Source organism: Pseudomonas sp. BYT-1 (assembly GCF_023611805.1).
GTDB lineage: Bacteria > Pseudomonadota > Gammaproteobacteria > Pseudomonadales > Pseudomonadaceae > Aquipseudomonas > Aquipseudomonas guariconensis.
Map to the genome: position 1 here is coordinate 3,677,900 of NZ_CP072559.1, position 19,472 is coordinate 3,697,371.

General features: G+C 65.0%; 10 protein-coding genes. 7 read left to right on the forward strand and 3 right to left on the reverse strand.

Annotation, left to right across the window (positions count from 1 at the left end):
* Window positions 1-7: 7 nt before the first annotated feature.
* The 7 genes from treZ (at window position 8) to J5X93_RS17200 (ending at window position 11,506) form a co-directional block, all read left to right on the forward strand.
* The gene (treZ, locus tag J5X93_RS17170; protein ID WP_090344439.1) at window positions 8-1,750 is read left to right on the forward strand and encodes a malto-oligosyltrehalose trehalohydrolase; all 1,743 of its coding nucleotides are present in this window, start codon (window positions 8-10) and stop codon (window positions 1,748-1,750) included.
* Window positions 1,747-3,816 carry a 4-alpha-glucanotransferase gene (gene malQ / locus J5X93_RS17175; protein WP_182942707.1) on the forward strand — a complete coding sequence of 690 codons (2,070 nt, stop codon included), beginning with the start codon at window positions 1,747-1,749 and terminating at the stop codon, window positions 3,814-3,816. The genes treZ and malQ overlap by 4 nt, the downstream gene beginning before the upstream one ends.
* The gene (locus J5X93_RS17180; protein ID WP_182815559.1) at window positions 3,813-6,587 is read left to right on the forward strand and encodes a malto-oligosyltrehalose synthase; all 2,775 of its coding nucleotides are present in this window, start codon (window positions 3,813-3,815) and stop codon (window positions 6,585-6,587) included. Before malQ ends, J5X93_RS17180 begins: the two co-directional genes overlap by 4 nt.
* Before the next feature lie 14 nt (window positions 6,588-6,601).
* Window positions 6,602-6,886, forward strand: coding sequence for a DUF2934 domain-containing protein (locus tag J5X93_RS17185; protein ID WP_043212056.1), 285 nt, complete (start codon window positions 6,602-6,604; stop codon window positions 6,884-6,886).
* A gap of 90 nt (window positions 6,887-6,976) precedes the next feature.
* Complete coding sequence (glgX, locus tag J5X93_RS17190) at window positions 6,977-9,130, forward strand: glycogen debranching protein GlgX (RefSeq protein WP_043212058.1); 2,154 nt, start codon at window positions 6,977-6,979, stop codon at window positions 9,128-9,130.
* Window positions 9,131-9,307: 177 nt separating this feature from the next.
* Window positions 9,308-10,102, forward strand: coding sequence for an endonuclease/exonuclease/phosphatase family protein (locus J5X93_RS17195; RefSeq protein ID WP_043212059.1), 795 nt, complete (start codon window positions 9,308-9,310; stop codon window positions 10,100-10,102).
* A gap of 330 nt (window positions 10,103-10,432) precedes the next feature.
* The gene (locus J5X93_RS17200) at window positions 10,433-11,506 is read left to right on the forward strand and encodes an autotransporter domain-containing protein (protein ID WP_043212060.1); all 1,074 of its coding nucleotides are present in this window, start codon (window positions 10,433-10,435) and stop codon (window positions 11,504-11,506) included.
* Window positions 11,507-11,593: 87 nt separating this feature from the next.
* Here the strand turns inward: J5X93_RS17200 and glgB are convergent, their stop codons facing one another.
* The 3 genes from glgB to J5X93_RS17215 form a co-directional block, all read right to left on the reverse strand.
* Window positions 11,594-13,804 (reverse strand): 1,4-alpha-glucan branching protein GlgB, encoded by a 2,211-nt coding sequence (gene glgB / locus J5X93_RS17205; RefSeq protein ID WP_043212061.1) that lies wholly within the window; start codon window positions 13,802-13,804, stop codon window positions 11,594-11,596.
* 76 nt (window positions 13,805-13,880) lie between these two features.
* Window positions 13,881-17,192, reverse strand: a complete 3,312-nt coding sequence (gene treS / locus J5X93_RS17210; RefSeq protein ID WP_090344426.1) for a maltose alpha-D-glucosyltransferase — start codon at window positions 17,190-17,192, stop codon at window positions 13,881-13,883.
* Window positions 17,193-17,316: 124 nt separating this feature from the next.
* Entirely contained in the window at window positions 17,317-19,335 is a 2,019-nt protein-coding gene (locus J5X93_RS17215) for an alpha-1,4-glucan--maltose-1-phosphate maltosyltransferase (protein WP_182942699.1), read from the reverse strand.
* Between the last annotated feature and the right edge of the window lie 137 nt (window positions 19,336-19,472).

A 19,472-nucleotide genomic window follows, 5' to 3' on the forward strand; every position in this document is an offset into this window, starting at 1 on the left:
ACCGAAGATGCAAAGGCATGGCGCACACTTGCTGGACGCCACGTCGGCGCGCTTCGCCCTCTGGGCGCCCGATGCGCGCAGCGTGAGCTTGCAGCTGGAGCAACAACCTGCGGTCGAACTGCTGCCTGAAGCAGATGGCTGGTTCACCGGCCTGGCGCCTTGCCAGGCGGGCGACCGTTATCGCTACCGAATCGATGACACCCTGCAGGTGCCCGACCCCGCGTCGCGCTACCAGCCCGAGGGCGTGCAGGGACCCAGCCAAGTGGTGGACACCGCCAGCTATCCCTGGCGTCACCCCTGGCAAGGCCGACCTTGGCACGAGGCGGTGATCCAGGAGCTGCATGTCGGCTTGCTGGGCGGCTATGCCGGAGTCATGCGCGAACTGCCGCGCCTGGCCGAGATAGGCATCACGGCCATCGAGCTAATGCCGCTGGGGGCGTTTCCGGGGACGCGCAATTGGGGCTACGACGGCGTGTTGCCGTTCGCCCCGCAGCACACCTATGGCAGTCCGACCGAACTGTGCCGCTTGATCGACGAGGCCCATGGCCATGGCCTGATGGTGCTGCTCGATGTGGTCTACAACCACTTCGGTCCCGACGGCAACTACCTGCACCAATACGCCAGCACGTTCTTTCGCGAAGACCGGCAGACGCCCTGGGGAGCTGCCATCGATTTTCGCCGGCCCCAGGTGCGCGAGTTCTTCATCCAGAATGCCCTGATGTGGCTATGCGATTATCGCTTCGACGGCCTGCGCCTGGACGCGGTGCATGCCATTGACCAGCCGGACTTTCTCATCGAACTGGCCCAGCGCGTACGTGCCGCCGTGGCCCCAGGTCGTCAGGTATGGCTGGTGCTGGAGAACGAACACAACCAGGCCTCGCTGCTGGAGCAGGGCTTCGACGCTCAGTGGAACGACGACGGCCACAACGCCTTGCATGTCCTGTTGACCGGCGAAACGGAAGGCTACTACGCCGACTACAAGGATCGTCCGATCGAAAAACTGGCCCGCAGCCTGAGCGAGGGGTTTGTCTTCCAGGGCCAGGCCAACCGCCATGGCACGCCACGGGGCGAGCCCAGCGGGCACTTAGCGCCCAGTGCGTTCGTGCTGTTTCTGCAAAACCACGACCAGATCGGTAATCGGGCAATGGGTGAACGCCTGACCCGCCTCTGCCCGCCCCCGGCCTTGCGCGCGGCCACCGGCTTGCTGCTGCTGGCGCCAATGATTCCACTGCTGTTCATGGGCGATGAAGAAGGCAGCCGCCGGCCATTTCTGTTTTTCACCGATCATCACGATGAGCTGGCCGACGCGGTGCGCGAAGGTCGCCGTGCCGAGTTCGCCCACTTCGCTGCGTTCGCCGACCCTGCGCAGCGCGAACGCATCCCCGACCCCAACGCCCAGGCCACCTTCGACGCCTCGCAGCTCGCAGCGCAGGAGGTGGTGGCCGGCTGGCACGGGCTGTACCAGCGCCTGCTGACCCTGCGCCGCCTGCATCTCACCCCACGCCTGCCTGGCAGTCGCGCCCTGGGCGCCACGGTACTGGGCGAACGGGCCCTGACCGCACGCTGGCGCCTGGGCGACGGTAGCCAATTGCGGATCGACCTCAACCTGGCCAGCGAGCCGCAATCGGTAGCACTGCCTCCAGTCGAGCGCTGGTTGTTCGACAGCAGCGACACCGCGCATCTCGACACTACCCTGCCCGCGCACAGTTGCGTGGTCAGCCTGCTGCCACCCGACCAGGAGGCTCCATGAGCGAATTGCCTTTGCACCGACTGGCCGCGCGGGTGGGCTTGGCCCGCGATTGGGTCGATGCCAACGACCGCCCCCAACGGGTCAGCGATGACGTCCTGCGCCAGGTGCTGGCAGGCCTTGGCCACCCGGCCGAAGACGAAACCGCTATCGCCGCCAGCCTCCAGGCGCTCGATGAGGCCGAGGATGCCGACCATCTGCCGCCGTTGCTCACCGCCGATGTGGGCCTGCCGCTGGACCTTGCGCGCTATTTCGCCCCTGGCAGCCCGGTGCAGTGCACCCTCGAGAACGGTGACCCGTTGACCCTGGCCCTCGATGGCCAGGCGCAGCTGCCGGGGGAGCTGCCCGTGGGCTATCACCAACTGAACATCGACGACCGCCCGTTCACCCTGGCGGTCGCGCCTGCGCGCTGCCATGCCTTGGACGAGGCAACCGAGCAATCACCGCCTCGGTGCTGGGGCCTTGCGGTCCAACTGTACAGTCTGCGCCGCCCCGGTGACGGCGGCTACGGCGACTGCCTGGCCCTGGAGCAACTGGCCCGAGCCGCCGCGGAACGAGGCGCCGACGCCTTGGCGATCAGTCCGATCCACGCCTTGTCGGCGATCGGCCAGCGCCACTACAGCCCCTACTCCCCCTCCAGCCGCCTGCTGCTCAACACGCTGTACGCCAGCCCCGCCGCACTGCTGGGCGAGCGGGAAGTGCGCATGGCGATCGAGGCGTGCCAGTTGCAGCCGCTGCTCGATGAGCTCGAGCAACTGCCGCTGGTGGACTGGCCCCGCGCCGCCGAAGCCAGGCAACAGCTGCTGCAGGCGCTGTACAAGGACTTCAGCCGGGGCGCTCACCCCCTGCAAAAGGACTTCGACAGCTACCGTGAGGCCGGTGGCCAGGCCCTGTTGCACCACTGTTGGTTCCAGGTGCTGCAGGCCGAAGCGGTAGCCCGAGGCCTGGGTGCTGACTGGCGCAACTGGCCATCGGCCTGGCACGACCCTTATCACCCGGAGGTGGAAGCCTTTGCCAGCGCCTGCCCGGCCCAGGTCGAGTTCCATGCCTTCTGCCAGTGGCTCACCGAACGCGGCCTGCAACGCGCCCAGGAGGCCGCGCGCGGCAACGGCATGGCCGTGGGCCTGATCGCGGATCTCGCCGTGGGCGCCGACGGCGCCGGCAGCCAGGCCTGGAGCCGCCAGGACGAACTGCTGGCCGATCTCAAGGTCGGCGCCCCTCCCGATATCCTCAACCGCCAGGGCCAGGATTGGGGTATCTGCGCCTTCTCTCCGGAAGGCCTCAAGCGCAACGGCTACCGCGCCTTCATCGAAATGCTGCGCGCCAACCTTGCCCACGCCGGCGGCTTGCGTATCGACCACGTCATGGGCCTGCGCAGGCTGTGGCTGATCCCGCGGGGGGCGCGGCCCAGCGAGGGCGCCTACCTGAACTACCCGCTGGACGACCTGCTGCGCCTGCTGGCCCTGGAGTCGGTGCGCCACCGGGCGGTGATTTTGGGTGAAGACCTGGGCACGGTGCCCGAAGGCCTGCGCGAAACCCTGGCGGCCAAGGCCGTGCTGGGCATGCGCGTGCTGCCGTTCGAGCAACAACCGCCGGGGCATTTCAAACCGATTCTCGACTGGCCGGACAACGCCCTGGCCACTACCGGCACCCACGATCTCGCCCCCTTGGCCGGCTGGCTGCAAGCGCGCGACATCGACTGGAGCCATCGCCTGCAACTGGTGGACGCGGCCGCCGAGCTGCATTGGCGCCACACCCGCCAACGGGAGCGTGATGGCCTGCGCCGCACCTTGGAGCAGAACTATGGCGCCCTGGCTGACGACGATGCGTTGATCGACGCGGCGATCCGCTACGTCGGACATACCCGTGCCCCCCTGGTGCTGGTCCCCCTGGAAGACTTGCTGGGCTGCGACGAACAGCCCAACCTGCCCGGCACCACCGATGGCCACCCCAATTGGCGTCGCCGCTTCGCCCGCCCGGTGCGCGAGCTGCTTGACGACGAAGACGCCGCCCGCCGCCTGGAGCTGCTGGCCCAAGCCCGCGAACAAGCCTGGGAGCGTGACCGATGAAACCCTTGACCGCCACGGTGCGCCTGCAATTGCACAGTGACTTCACCCTGGACGATGCGGTGCCCCTGGTGCCCTACTTCGCCCGCCTAGGGATCAGCCACCTGTACGCTTCGCCCATTCTCAAGGCCCGGGCGGGCTCGCGCCACGGCTACGACGTGGTCGACCCGACCCAGGTCAATCCGGAGCTGGGGGGGGAAGCGGCGCTCGAACGCCTGGTCGCCGCGCTGCGCCAGCATGGCATGGGGCTGATCCTGGACACGGTGTCCAACCACATGGCCGTGGGCGGCGCCGACAACCCCTGGTGGCAGAGCCTGCTGGCCTGGGGCCGGCGCAGCCCCTACGCAGAATTCTTCGACATTCAGTGGCACTCCAGCGACCCGCTGCTGGCCGGGCAACTGTTGCTGCCGTTCCTGGGCACTGACTACGGCGTGGCGTTGCACAACGGCGAGATCCCGCTGACGTTCGACAGCGACCAAGGCGTGCTGCAAGTCGCCCATTACGAGCACCGTTTCCCCATCTGCCCGCTGGACTACGGGCAAATCCTCGGCCAGAGCGAACACCCCGCTTTGCAAGCATTGGCTCAACACTTCAGTGCCTTGCGCGAGGCCGCCGATCCGTTGACCGACGCCCTGCCCCTGCAGGCCGAGCTGGCGCGCCTGGTTGGCGAAGGCGCGAGCCTCGACGGCGCCCTGGCCGCGTTCGACAGCCGCACCGAAGCGGGTCTGAAACGCCTGCACCTGCTGCTCGAACACCAGACCTATCGCCTGGCCAGCTGGCGCACTGCGGCCGATGACATCAACTGGCGGCGTTTTTTCGACATCAACGAATTGGGCGGGCTACGCGTGGAGCGTGCGGTGGTGTTCGAGGCAACCCACGCCAAGCTGTTCGAGCTGATCGAACGAGGCCTGGTGGACGGCCTGCGCATCGACCATATCGACGGCCTGGCCGATCCTCGCCAGTACTGCCGCAAGCTGCGCCGACGGGTCGAGCGCCTGCTCGCCCGCCGCCCTGTGCAGGCCGCCGTAGCGCATTTTCCGATCTATGTGGAGAAAATCCTCGGGGCAGGCGAGCACCTGCACCTGGACTGGCGCACCGACGGCACCACCGGCTACGAGTTCATGAACCAAGTCTCGCTGTTGCAGCACGACCCGGCCGGCGAAGCCCCTTTGACCGAGCTGTGGAGCAGTATCAGCGAACGCCCGGACTTTCCCGAGGAAGTGCGCCAGGCTCGCCACTTGGTGCTCAATGCCAGCTTGGCCGGCGATTGTGAGTCCGTGGCCCAGGCCCTGTTGCAGGTGGCCCGTGGCGACCTGATGACCCGCGACCTGACCCTCGGCGCGATCCGGCGGGCGCTGCAGGCGCTGGTCGAGCATTACCCGGTGTACCGCACCTACATCAATGCCTGCGGCCGTCCGGCCGAAGACGAAGCGTTCTTCCAACACGCCCTGGCCGGCGCCCGGCAGAGCCTGGCTGAAGCCGACTGGCCACTGCTCGATCATCTGCAGCACTGGCTGGGCGGCCAACCCTGGCGCCAACTGCCCCGTGGCCTGCCCCGCAAGCACCTGCGCCATGCCTGCGTGCGCTTTCAGCAATTGACGGCACCGAGCGCGGCCAAAGCCGTGGAAGACACTGCGTTCTATCGCTCAGGACGCCTGCTGTCGCGCAACGATGTGGGCTTCGAAGCCGAACGGTTCAGCGCCGATGCCACCTGGTTCCACAACGAGGCCCAGCAGCGCCTGCGGGACTTTCCCGACAACCTGCTGGCCACCGCCACCCACGACCACAAGCGCGGCGAGGACTGCCGCGCGCGCCTGGCGGTGCTGAGCGAACACGGCCCCTGGCTGGCCAGCCGGGTGGAGCACTGGCGCGAGCTCGCCACACCACTGCGCCAGTCATTGAACGACGGCCCGGCACCGAGCCCGGCGGACGAACTGCTGCTGTACCAGACGCTGCTCGGCAGCTGGCCGCTGGAGCTGGACCTGCAGGACCTCGGAGCCTTGGGCCGTTATGCCGAGCGGGTCCGCCAGTGGCAGCAGAAGGCCCTGCGCGAGGCCAAGCTGCGCAGCAGCTGGAGCGCACCGAACGACGCCTACGAGCAAGCCTGCGCGACCTACGTTGACGAGCTGTTGCTGGGGCCGCAAAACCAACAGTTGCGCCGCTCGCTTCACGACGCCGCGCAGCACATCGCCTCTGCCGGCGCACTCAACGGCCTGGCTCAGTGCCTGCTGCGCATGACCAGCCCCGGCGTACCGGATCTCTACCAAGGCAACGAGTATTGGGACCTGAGCCTGGTCGACCCGGACAACCGTCGCCCGGTGGACTACGCCGTGCGCCGCGCGAGCCTGGACGACAGCGTGCCGCTGGCCGAGCTGCTGGCGCATTGGCGCGATGGGCGTATCAAGCAGGCGCTGATCGCCCGGGTTCTGGATGCCCGCCAGGCCCATCCGCAGCTGTTCCAACGCGGCGCCTACCTGCCTTTGACCGTGCATGGCCGGCACGCCGACAAGGTGCTGGCGTTCGCACGCCTGGGCGAGGATGCCCGGGCCATCGTGGTAGTGCCGCGCCTGTGCGCCCCCCTGCTCGGCGACGCCCCTGTGCCCTTGATCCCAGCGCAGAACTGGGACGATACCCGGCTGATCTTGCCGTTTGCCTTGTCGTCTGCCACTTGCTTGGGACTTTTTTCCAGTGCGGCTGTCAGCCCTTCAAAGGAGCTGTATTTGAATACTGTGCTGGCGGAGTTTCCGGTCAACCTGCTGATACAACAATCTTGAACACCAGGAGCGTCATGATGAGTGCCGATGAAAAACGTATTCGCGAATTCGCCTACCAGATCTGGGAGTCGGAGGGTAAACCCGTAGGTCAGGAAGAACGCCACTGGGAGATGGCGCGCAAACTGGCCGAGGCCGAGGCGCTGGCGCCCAAGGCGACCCCGCGCAAGAAGGCGGCGGCCAAGCCCAAGGCAGCGGCTGAACCCAAAGCGCCGGCCGAGCCGAAAGTGGCTGCCTTGCCGGGGGTCAAACCGGCTGCGGCGAAAAAGCCAAAGGCTGTGAAGAAACCCACTGCAGGCTGAGCCTGTACCGAACCCTTTCGCGGGTTTGCCCGCGAAAGGGCTGGCATAGATGCATCGGTACATCCGTCCACCAGGCCAACGAGGACTGTCATGAGCCCCCGCACCCCGAAGAAAACCCGCTCCGTCGCTCCCTCACGCATCCGCGAAGGCTTGCCCTTCCCTCTTGGTGCCACCTGGGACGGTCTGGGCGTCAACTTCGCCCTGTTCTCGGCCAATGCAACCAAGGTCGAGCTGTGCCTGTTCGACTCCACCGGCGAACAGGAGATCGAACGCATCGAGCTCCCCGAATACACCGATGAGATCTACCACGGCTATCTGCCCGACGCGCATCCCGGGCTGGTCTACGGTTACCGGGTCCATGGCCCGTACGAACCGGAGAATGGTCACCGCTTCAACCCCAACAAGCTGCTGATCGACCCCTACGCCAAGCAACTGGTGGGGAATCTGAAATGGTCCGAGGCACTGTTCGGGTACACCATCGGCCATCCCGATGGCGACTTGTCCTTCGACGAGCGCGACAGTGCGCCCTTCGTACCCAAGTGCAAGGTCATCGACCCGGCCTTCACCTGGGGCCGCGACCAGCGGGTGCAGATCCCTTGGGAGCGCACCATCCTCTACGAAGCCCATACCCGTGGCATCAGCATGCGCCATCCGGCGGTACCGGAAGAACTGCGCGGCACCTTCGCGGGCCTGGCCAACGATGAGCTGCTCAAGCACATCAAGGACCTGGGCGTGTCCTCCATCGAGCTGCTGCCGATCCACGCCTTCGTCAACGACCAGCACCTGCTGCAGAAGGGCCTGAACAACTACTGGGGCTACAACAGCATCGCCTTCTTCGCGCCTCACCCCAAGTACCTGGCCAGCGGCAAGGTCGCCGAGTTCAAGGAGATGGTCGCGCACCTGCACGATGCTGGCCTGGAGCTGATCCTGGACGTGGTCTACAACCACACCGCCGAGGGCAACGAGCTGGGGCCGACGCTATCCATGCGCGGCATCGACAACGCCTCCTACTACCGGCTGATGCCCGACGACAAGCGCTACTACATCAACGACTCCGGCACCGGCAATACCCTCGACCTGAGCCATCCCTGCGTGTTGCAACTGGTCACCGACTCACTGCGCTACTGGGCCGGCGAGATGCATGTCGATGGTTTTCGCTTCGACCTGGCGACCATCCTGGGGCGCTATCACGATGGCTACAGCGAGCGTCACAGTTTCCTGGTGGCCTGCCGCCAAGACCCGCTGCTGAGCCAGGTCAAGCTGATCGCCGAGCCCTGGGACTGCGGCCCGGGTGGCTACCAGGTCGGCAACTTCGCCCCCGGCTGGGCAGAATGGAACGATCGCTTTCGCGACACCGTGCGCGCCTTCTGGAAAGGCGATGAAGGCCAGCTGGCGGACTTCGCCTCACGCATGACCGCCTCGGGCGACTTGTTCAACAACCGTGGCCGGCGGCCCTATGCCTCGGTCAACTTCGTCACCGCCCACGATGGCTTCACGCTGCGCGATCTGGTGTCGTACAACGACAAGCACAACGAGGACAACGACGAGAACAACCAGGACGGCACCGACAACAACCTGTCCTGGAACTGCGGTGTCGAAGGGCCTACGGACGACCCACAGATCAACGCCTTGCGCATGCGCCAGATGCGCAACTTCTTCGCCACCCTGCTGCTGGCCCAGGGCACGCCGATGATCGTCGCCGGCGACGAGTTCAGCCGCACCCAGCACGGCAACAACAATGCCTACTGCCAGGACAGCGAGATCGGCTGGATCAATTGGGATCTGGACCAGGAAGGCACCGAACTGCTGGCCTTCGTCAAACGCCTGACCCGCCTGCGCCTGGCCTACCCGGTGCTGCGCCGTTCGCGGTTCCTGGTGGGCGACTACAACGAGGCGATCGGGGTCAAGGACGTCACCTGGCTGGCGCCCGATGGCAATGAAATGAGCGTGGAGCAGTGGGAAGATCCCCATGGCCGCTGCCTGGGCATGCTCATGGACGGCCGCGCCCAGGTCAGTGGCATTGCCCGGCCCGGCGGCGAGGCGACCTTGCTGCTGATCGTCAACGCCTACCATGACACGGTGCCCTTCCAGCTGCCCTCGGTGCCCGAGGGCGACTACTGGAGCTGCCTGGTCGACACCGACCGGCCACAGATGCGTAAGCCTCAGCACCTGGCCTTCGACACGCTGTTCGAGGTCAAAGGGCGCTCATTGCTGCTGATGGCGCTACAGCGCGAAGAAGAGTGATAGGCCTGTCTCACTGGCTTGCGAAAAGAGTTGCATAAGTATGTACACCTGATGCCTCTTGGAGAGTGAACCCAGGCGAGCAAGATCTGTCCGAATCAGTGTCTGTTTGTGCGAGTGGCCCTGACGTCGGCATGCCTGCGATGGGGCATTCAACCCCGCAGTCCTTGAGGAGCCATCGTGAGCCCCGAAGCCGGTAGTCCAGGTTTCGCCAGCGTCAGCCAAGCCCCAGCCGTTCATCGGCTGCGGGTGCTGACGGTCAATACCCACAAGGGCTTCACCGCCTTCAACCGGCGCTTCATCCTGCCAGAGCTGCGCGAGGCTGTGCGCAGTACCCAGGCCGACATCGTGTTTCTCCAGGAAGTGCTCGGCAGCCATGACCGCCACGCCGCGCGCTACCCGGGCTGGCCACAGACGTCCCAATACGAGTTTCTTGCCGACAGCATGTGGAGCGACTTCGCCTACGGTCGCAACGCGGTCTATCCCGATGGCCACCACGGCAATGCCTTGCTGTCGAAGTACCCGATTCTCGAACACCGCAACCTCGACGTATCGATCACGGGCCCCGAGCGCAGGGGCCTGTTGCATTGCATCCTCGACGTGCCCGGCCAACGCCAGGTGCATGCCATTTGTGTGCACTTGTCGTTGCTGGAAAGCCATCGGCAAAAGCAACTGCACCTGTTGCGCCGTTTGCTCGACAGCCTACCGGCCGACGCCCCGGTGATCATCGCGGGCGACTTCAACGACTGGCAGCTGCGCGGCAATCGCACCCTGGGGGCTCAGCGTGATCTGCACGAAGCATTCGAGCGCCACCACGGCCTGCTGGCACGCACCTATCCGGCCCGCCTGCCGCTGCTGCGCCTGGACCGCATTTACCTGCGCAACGCCGAGAGTCATGCCCCGCGAATCCTCGGGCACAAGCCTTGGACGCATCTGTCCGATCACCTGCCCTTGGCAGTGGAGGTGCGTCTTTAGCAATGATTCGGCATAGTCCAACCACGGCAAAGAACCAACCTCGATATCGATAGCTGAATTTCCAGCTAAATCATTCGCTTACGCCCCTCATCGACATACCGACAAGTCTTTCACGCTTTCTTGACGCAGGCGGCGACGTCTCCTTAGCTGAACTCTACAACGTGTCGTAAAAAATTCGCGCCGGGCCTCTAGCGTGCACCTTTGTGCGTACCTGCGAGCCCAGGCGTGCTGGTTTGGGTCGCCCTCTGTTTTTGTGTCGTACAGCTCGTGACATCAGGCCAGATCCTTGGGCTGTACCAACACACAACAACACAACAGAGGAGATCCGCCATGAAAAGAACCTCGAACCCCTGGCGCTTCGACGCGATTTTCTGTGCGGTTTCCACGTCGCTGCTCCTGGCAACCCCGGTGGAAACCTTCGCGTTCGAACTGCAGGAACAGGCCTCCTTCGCTGGCCTGTTGCAGCCGCCGGCCGTGCCGCAGCTCTCCCTCGATCCGGTGACCGCCAGCGGCCTGAGCCTGGGCACCCTGAGTGCATTTTCCGAGCGCATGAGCGAACGCCACGGCCAAGCGGCCCCGGACCTGGTCGCCAGCCAGTGGTCGCAGTTCTTCCCGGATGCCACAAGACCCGGCGCCCAAGTGCCCGCGCAACTGGAGGCGCCCAGCCAACAATTGACGATCGGCCCGGACCTGTTCGTGCGTGAAACCAACGGCAATGTGCATCGGGCGGGGATTTTCGTGGGCCACAACAACCTGCAAAGCAGCTTCAACGGCATGCGCCGGTTGCTCGGCGACAAGCAGAAGAATGCCGTTAACCTCAGCGGCGAAAGCCTGGGGGTGTACTGGAGCATGACCCATGAGCAAGGCTGGCACGTCGATGCCGTGGCCATGGGCACCCGCATCGACGTCAATGGCCGTGGGGAGAGCGGCCAGCGATTGGACGACAGCGGCCATGCGATGACCTTTTCGGTTGAAGGTGGATACCCCATCGGCCTGGGCGGTGGCTGGGTCATCGAGCCCCAGGCGCAGTTGATCAACCAGCAGTTCTTCCCCGGCAACCGGGCACAGGAAGAAACCCTGCAGGCATTCGACAGCCAGCCGAGCTGGAGCGGCCGGGTCGGTGCCAAATTGTCGGGGCGCTACACCGTACGTGGGATGCCCATCGAACCCTACGTGCGGACCAACGTGTGGTACGACTTCACCGATTCGGACACCGTAAAGCTGGACCAGGTCGACAAGATCTCCAGCTCCCGGTACTCGACCACCGTGGACCTTGGCTTGGGATTGGTGGCGCGGGTCACGCCGAAAGTAGCGCTGTTCGTCAGTGCCGACTACAGCAGCGATGTGGACGGCAATGACCTCAATGGCCTGATTGGCAGCCTGGGCGTGAGAATGCGCTGGTGAGACTTCGGGGCTGCCTTGCAGCCCCATGTCCTCAATCGATGGAACACCTCAAGACTTAAGGGGCCGCTTTGCGGCCCCCGGTACAGCTCAGGCCGGTTTCATCACCAGAACCCCCAACGGCGGAAGGTTCAAGGCCAGCGATAGCGGCTGCCCATGGCTGGCCACCTGCTCACTGGCCACCGCTCCCAGATTGCCCACATTCGACCCGGCATACAGCTCGGCATCGCTGTTGAGCAACTCCTGCCAGCGCTCGCCGAACGGCACACCGATGCGGTACCCCTCACGTGGCACCGGGGTGAAGTTGGCCACTACCAGCAACGGCTCCCCGGCGCTGCTCCAGCGCAGCCAGGCATACACGCTGTTGTGCGCGTCATCGCCGATCAGCCACTGGAAGCCCTGGGGCTGGCAATCCTGTTCGTGCAGCGAGGGCAGCTCGCGGTACAGGCGGTTGAGGTCGCTCACCAGGCGCTGCACGCCTTGGTGCTCGGGGTACTGCAGCAGGTACCAATCCAGCTGGTGGTCGTGGTTCCACTCGCGCCACTGGCCGAACTCGCAGCCCATGAACAGCAGCTTCTTGCCGGGGTGGGTCCACATGAAGGTGAGGTAGGCGCGCAGGTTGGCGAACTTCTGCCAGCGATCGCCGGGCATCTTGTCGATCAGCGAATGCTTGCCATGGACCACTTCATCGTGGGAGATCGGCAAGATGAAATGCTCCGAGTACGCGTAGATCAGCCCGAAGCTCATCTCGTTGTGGTGATACGCGCGGTGCACCGGGTCGTTCTGGATGTAGTGCAGCGTGTCGTGCATCCAGCCCATGTTCCACTTGTAGGCAAAGCCCAACCCGCCCTGCTGCACCGGCTGGCTGACCCCGGGCCAGGCGGTGGACTCTTCGGCGATGATCAAGGCGCCCGGTGCCTCGACGGCGGCGACGCCGTTGAGGTGGCGGATGAAATCGATGGCTTCGAGGTTCTCACGGCCGCCGTGGCGATTAGGCACCCACTCGCCGGCCTTGCGCGAGTAGTCGCGATACAGCATCGAGGCCACGGCATCGACCCGCAGGCCATCGATGTGGAAGTGTTTGAGCCAGTGCAACGCCGAGGCCATCATGAAACCGCGCACCTCGTTGCGCCCCAAGTTGTAGATCAAGGTGTTCCAGTCCTGGTGGTAGCCCTCCAGGGGGTTGTCGTATTCGTAGAGTGCGGTGCCGTCGAAGCGCGCCAGGCCATGTTCATCGGTGGGGAAATGCGCCGGAACCCAGTCCAGCAGCACGCCGATGCCACCTTGGTGGCAGGCATCGATGAACGCCGCGAAGTCCTCGGCGCTGCCGTAGCGCGAGGTGGGTGCGAACAGCGACAGTGGCTGGTAGCCCCAGGAGCCCCCGAACGGGTGCTCCATGATCGGCAGCAGCTCGATGTGGGTGAACCCTAAATCCTGCACATAGGGCACCAGGCGCTCGGCCAGTTCACGCCAGTTGTAAAAGCGCGACACCTCGCCGGCGTCGTCCAGCTCGCAGCGCCAGGAGCCGGCATGCAGCTCGTAGATCGACAGCGGCGCGTCGTAGGCGTGACGCGCGGCGCGCTGTTGCATCCAGTCGTGATCCTGCCAGGCGTGCTGCAGGGGGCCTGACACCTTGGACGCGGTGCTCGGCGGCAACTCGGTGGCGCGGGCCAGCGGGTCGGCCTTGAGCGGCAGCACACCGTCCTGGCCGAGCACCTCGAACTTGTAGGCCTCACCGATACCCAGGCGTGGCACAAACAGCTCCCACACGCCGGCGTCGTGGCGCAGGCGCATGGGATGGCGGCGTCCGTCCCAGTTGTTGAAATCGCCCACCACCGACACGCGCCGGGCATTGGGTGCCCACACCGAGAAGCACACCCCATCGATGCCATCGGCACACATCGGCTGGGCGCCGAAACGCCCGGAGAGATCGCGGTGGTTGCCTTCGGCGAATAGGTACAAGTCCATTTCGCCCAGTTGCGGGCCGAAACTGTAGGGGTCCTCGGTGATCTGCTCACCTCCGGCCCAACCGATGCGCAGCAGGTACGGATGGGCTTCGTCCAGGTGCGCGGTGAACAGCCCCGGCAGGCTGCCCTGCACCATTTCGGCCAGCACACGCCCATCATGGCGCGCCAGCACCTGGACGTTCAGCGCAGTGGGCAGGAAGGCCCGGACGAACAGCCCTCCTGCACCATCGGCGTGGGGCCCCAGCACCGCAAAGGGATTGGCGTGCTCGGCGCGGGCCAGGGCGTCCAGATCCCGTTGCCGAAGGCCGCCGTTATCACGCGTGGTTGCATTCATCTCACTGCCCCTATCCGTTGTTGTTTGAAGTAAATAACCCGCTCCCACAGAGGAGGCCTATCGCCTGTCATGAGGCCTAGCCCTCCCCCCACGTACTGATCAGCCCATGCAGTCCATGCAAGGGCACAGCCAACCAGCCTGGCCGGTTCTCGGCTTCGTAGATGATTTCGTAGGCGGCTTTTTCCAGGCAGAACAGCTCCAGTGCGGCGCGCTCGCCCTCGGCCTGCTCCCAGGCGTGGGGCATGGCGGCGGTGGCCAGGCCATAGGCTTCGACGAAGGCATGACGCGACTGATGCAGGTACTGCCGGGCAACTCGCTGCCGAGCCTGGCGTGCAGCGTCGGAGAGGTCTACCGCCGAGGCGCTGCGCAAGATCATCGCTGCAGCATAGTCGAAGGAGCGCAACACGCCGCTGACATCCTTGTACGGGCTGTGCTTGGCCCGTCGCTCCTCCAGCGGCCGGGCAGGCTCGCCTTCGAAATCGATCAGGTACGCATCGCCCTGCACCACCAAGACCTGGCCCAGATGCAGGTCGCCGTGCACGCGCATCAGCAGACCGCCTTGGGCCTGGCGGGCCAGGGTGTCGATGTGCTGGGCCAAGCCCTCGCGTTGTTGCGCCAGGTCGTCGACCAGGGCCTGGCTGTCAGGGTCCAGGCTGTCGCGGTGCCGGGCCAACAGGTCCAGGGCGTGGTCCAGTTGCGCGCTGACTTGCGTGCTCCAGCGGGTGCTGTCCTCGGTGGCGCTGGGGCGCGGCGCGAAAGCCTCGTCATCACTGGGTGCGGCCAGCAACAGGTGCATCTCGCCCAGTCGCTGGCCCAGCAACGCGGCAAAGCCTGTGAGTTCCACCAAGGCGTCGGTGTGCGCCTCGGGCTCGACGCTGGCCGGCTCCATCTCGTCGCGCACGGCGCGCTCCAGGGTGTTCTGGGTCCAATCCCAGGCGTCGCCCTGGTTGTTCAGATAGCCTTGGGCAATCATCAGCAGATGCGGCGTGCCTTGATCATCGACCCGGCTGACCCAGCCGAGCAACGGCGAAATGTTGGCAAAGCCGGCGGCCGTCAAATACGCGCTCATCTCGAGCTCCGGATGAATGCCTGGATTGACCCGGCGGATCAGCTTGAGCACCAGGCTGCCGCCCACCACCACCGAGCTGTTGGACTGCTCGGCGCTCAGGTAACGCACTTCGCTTTCTTCATTGAGCGCAAGGCTGGCCAGTTGTTCGGTGCAGTCGAAACGCAGTTCGCCCGTACCACACGGCAGACGCGTGCGGGCCTGGCAGTTGCTGAGCACGGCGCGAATGAACGGTTCGAGCACGAAGGCGTCGGTGATCAGCCCCACCTGGCGGCCACGGCGCACCCGCGAAAGCGCCAGCTGCTGGGGCAAGGCGCTGTTGATCTGCTCTTCGGGCAGCAGGCCGAACGGCAGCTGGTAATGCTGCACCACACCCTCGCTGTGCACCTGCAGCTCACTGAGCAGCACCGGCGTGGTGGCGGTGGCCAGACGTACGCCATAGTTCAGGCGCACCTGATCGATCGGCCCCTGCTTGCCGGCGAACCAGCGCCGCTTGGGCAGGTACTGGGGCAAGATGGTGGTTTCCAGGGTCTCGCTCGAGGGTGCGTCGAGCAGTTCCTCCATGCGCTTGCGCAGCACGAGGGTGGTCAGCTCCGGCAAACCTTCGCTCGGCTCGATGTGCCAGCTGGGCATGCGATCACGCGAAGCCAGCAGGAACCAGTAGAAACCATAGGGCGGCAGGGTGAGCAGGAACGGCAACTGGCCGATGGGCGGGAAGGCACTACCGCCGAGCATCTCCACCGGTACTTTGTCGGCGTAGGCCGACAGCTCCAGCTCGGCAGCCTGGGCCGCACGCGAAACGTTGGCCACGCACAGAACGATCTCGGTGTTGCCCTCACCATCGGTGTACTCGCGCAAATAGGCGAGGATGCGTCGATTGCTGGGGGTGAGCATTTTCAGGGTGCCACGGCCAAAGGCTTTTTGCTGCTTGCGCACGGCGAGCAGGCGGCGGTTCCAGTTGAGCAGCGAATGCGGATCGTGGGACTGGGCCTCGACGTTGACGGTCTGGTAGCCATAGAGCGGGTCCATGATCGGCGGTAGCACCAGGCGCTGCGGGTCGGCGCGGGAGAACCCGCCGTTGCGGTCCGGCGACCACTGCATGGGCGTGCGCACGCCATCGCGGTCGCCCAGGTAGATGTTGTCGCCCATGCCCAATTCATCGCCGTAGTACAGGGTCGGAGTGCCAGGCATCGACAGCAACAGACTGGTGAGCAGTTCGATACGCCGACGGTCACGCTGCAGCAGCGGCGCCAGGCGACGGCGGATGCCAAGGTTGATGCGGGCGCGGCGGTCCTCGGCATAGTAGTTCCACAGGTAGTCACGTTCGCGGTCGGTGACCATTTCCAGGGTGAGTTCATCGTGGTTGCGCAGGAAGATCGCCCATTGGCAGTTGGCGGGGATTTCCGGGGTCTGGCGCAGGATGTCGGTGATCGGGAAGCGGTCTTCCATGGCCAGGGCCATGTACATGCGCGGCATCAGCGGGAAGTGGAACGCCATGTGGCATTCGTCGCCATCGCCCTCGCCGAAATAGGGGCGGGTGTCCTCGGGCCATTGGTTGGCCTCGGCCAGGAGCATGCGGTCGGGGTAGTTGGCGTCGATCTCGGCACGGATCGCCTTGAGTACCGCGTGGGTTTCGGGGAGGTTCTCGTTGTTGGTGCCGTCGCGCTCGATCAGGTAGGGGATCGCATCCAGGCGCAGGCCGTCGACGCCAAGATCGAGCCAAAAGCGCATGACGCCGATCACGGCCTTCATCACTTGCGGGTTGTCGAAGTTCAGGTCCGGCTGGTGCGAATAGAAACGGTGCCAGAAGTACTGGCCGGCGACCGGATCCCACGTCCAGTTGGACTTTTCGGTGTCCAGGAAGATGATCCGCGTACCGTCGTATTTCTGGTCGGTGTCCGACCACACGTAGAAGTCCCGCGCCTTGCTCCCAGGTTTGGCGTGGCGGGCGCGCTGGAACCAAGGGTGCTGGTCGCTGGTGTGGTTGATGACCAGCTCGGTGATCACCCGCAGGCCGCGTTTGTGAGCCTCGGCGATGAAGCGCCGGGCATCGGCCAGAGTGCCGTAGTCGCTGTGCACGGCCTTGTACTCGGCGATGTCGTAGCCGTCATCGCGCCGTGGCGAGGGGTAGAACGGCAGCAGCCACAGTGTGTTGACGCCCAGCTCGGCGATGTAGTCGAGCTTGCCGATCAGCCCGGCGAAATCACCGATGCCGTCATTGTTCGAGTCGAAGAAGGACTTGATGTGCAGCTGATAGATCACTGCGTCCTTGTACCACAGCGGGTCGTCGATGAAGGCTTGTGGGCGGGAACGCTTGGCCATGGGCGACTCCTTTCAATTCGATTTCAGCGTGCAACGGTGTTGTCCGGTAGCGCTAAGACCTGTGGGAGGGGTTTACCCCACTGACGCATTCGCGGGTAAACCCGCTCCCACAGGGGACGCCGTTCTAACGGGCTTTTTCGATTCGCCAGATGCCGAACGGCAGGTGCCAGGGTTCGATGCGCATCCACTGGGTCTTGCCGTGCCAGGTCCAACGGTGGCCATTCATCAGGTCTTCGCCGAGGGTGTCGGCGTTGTCGTCCAGGCCCAGCTCCCACAGCGGCAGTTCGAAGTGCGCCTCTTGAGCGTTGTGCGGATCGAGGCTAATCGCCACCAGGATGTAGTTGTCCCGTTCCGGCGTGCGTTTGGCGAAATACAGGATGTTGTCGTTCCAGCAGTTGAAGAATGCGACGCCCAGGTGGGTCTGCAGGGCGCGGTTCTGCCGGCGGATACGGTTGAGCTGGGCGATCTCGGCGATGATGTTGCCGGGTTGGGTGAAGTCCCGCGGGCGGATTTCGTACTTCTCCGAATCCAGGTATTCCTCTTTGCCCGGCAGCGGCGTGCCCTCGCACAACTCGAAACCCGAATACATGCCCCACAGCCCGGACCCCATGGTCGCCAGGGCAGCGCGAATCAAGAACCCCGCGCGTCCGGAGGTCTGCAGGAAATAGGGGTTGATGTCCGGCGTGTTGACGAAGAAGTTCGGCCGGTAGCAGTGGCACCAGGGCGGCTGGTTGAGTTCGAGGAAGTATTCGCGCAGCTCCTGCTTGGTGTTGCGCCAGGTGAAATAGGTGTAGCTCTGGGCATAGCCGACCTTGCCCAGGCGGGCCATCATCGCCGGGCGGGTGAAGGCCTCGGCGAGAAAGATCACATCGGGGTAGCGGCTGCGAACATTGGCGATCAGCCATTGCCAGAACGGCAACGGCTTGGTGTGCGGGTTGTCGACACGGAAGGTGCGCACGCCCTCCTCGACCCAGCCGATCACCACGTCACGCAGGGCCAACCACAGGGAGGGCACGGCCTCGGCGGCATAGAAGTCGACGTTGACGATGTCCTGGTACTTTTTCGGTGGGTTCTCGGCGTAGCGGATGGTGCCGTCCGGGCGCCAGCTGAACCAGCCGGGATGCTCGGTCAGCCAGGGGTGATCCTGGGAGCACTGGATGGCGAAATCCAAAGCGATTTCCAGCCCATGTTCTGCGGCGGCGGCGACCAGGCGGCGAAAATCCTCGCGGGTGCCCAACTGCGGATGGATGGCATCGTGGCCACCTTCGGGGCTACCGATGGCATAGGGACTGCCCGGATCTCCCGGCTCGGCCTGCAGGGCATTGTTGCGGCCTTTGCGGTGCTTGGTGCCGATGGGGTGGATCGGCGGAAAGTACAGCACGTCGAAGCCCATGTCGCGGATCATCGGCAGGCGCTGGTGCACGTCGTTGAAGGTGCCGTGACGCTCGGCGCTGTCGGTGATCGAACGCGGAAAGAGTTCGTACCAACTGGCGAACAGCGCCTGCTCGCGGTCCACATCCACCGGGAACTCTGCGCTGCGGGTGAGGTAACTGCGGTGCTCGGCATCGACCATGAGCGCCGCGGTGCCCGGCTCGAGCAACAGTGCCACCTGATCATCGGTGGCGAGCGTCGGCAGGCGTTGCTGGAGCTGCTCGAGTTGCCCACGCAGTTGGCCGTTGCTGCGCTCGGCGCCCTTGCCCAGCAGCAGCCTGCCCTCCTCCAGCTCGAGCGTGACGTCGACACCGGCGTGGTACTTCTTCTCGAGGTCGTGGCAGTAGGTGGCGAAGGGGTCGATCCAGGCCTCGATGCTGAACAGGTGAAGGCCCAGTTCGAGCGGCGTGAACTCGGCCAGCCACAGGTCGTTGCCAGGCGAGTGCATGGGCACGGTATGCCAGCGGCGGCTATGGGCCTGGCGCCAGTGCAGGACCACCGCCAAGCGGTCATGGCCGTCGCTGTAGACTTTGCTGCTCACCGCCACGCGCTGGCCACGTACCGCCTTGGTGGCGAAGGTGCCAGCATCGAGCACCGGTTGCGTATCTTCGACCACGATCCGCGGCGCCAGCAACGCCTGGGACAGGCTGATGGCCTGGTCCGGGTGATCATTGGCCATGGGCACGCTGTCGAACGGCTCATTTCCTGACATCGAACCTTGCTCCCTTTTGCGGTGGCGGTAAGGGTTCAGAGCCGTGGGCGCTGCCTGGGGTTCAAAAAAAATGAGCGAACGGTGCAGGGCCAAGTCAAAGCCTGCAAAGACGCTTGAATCCCAAGGGAGGCCTGGCC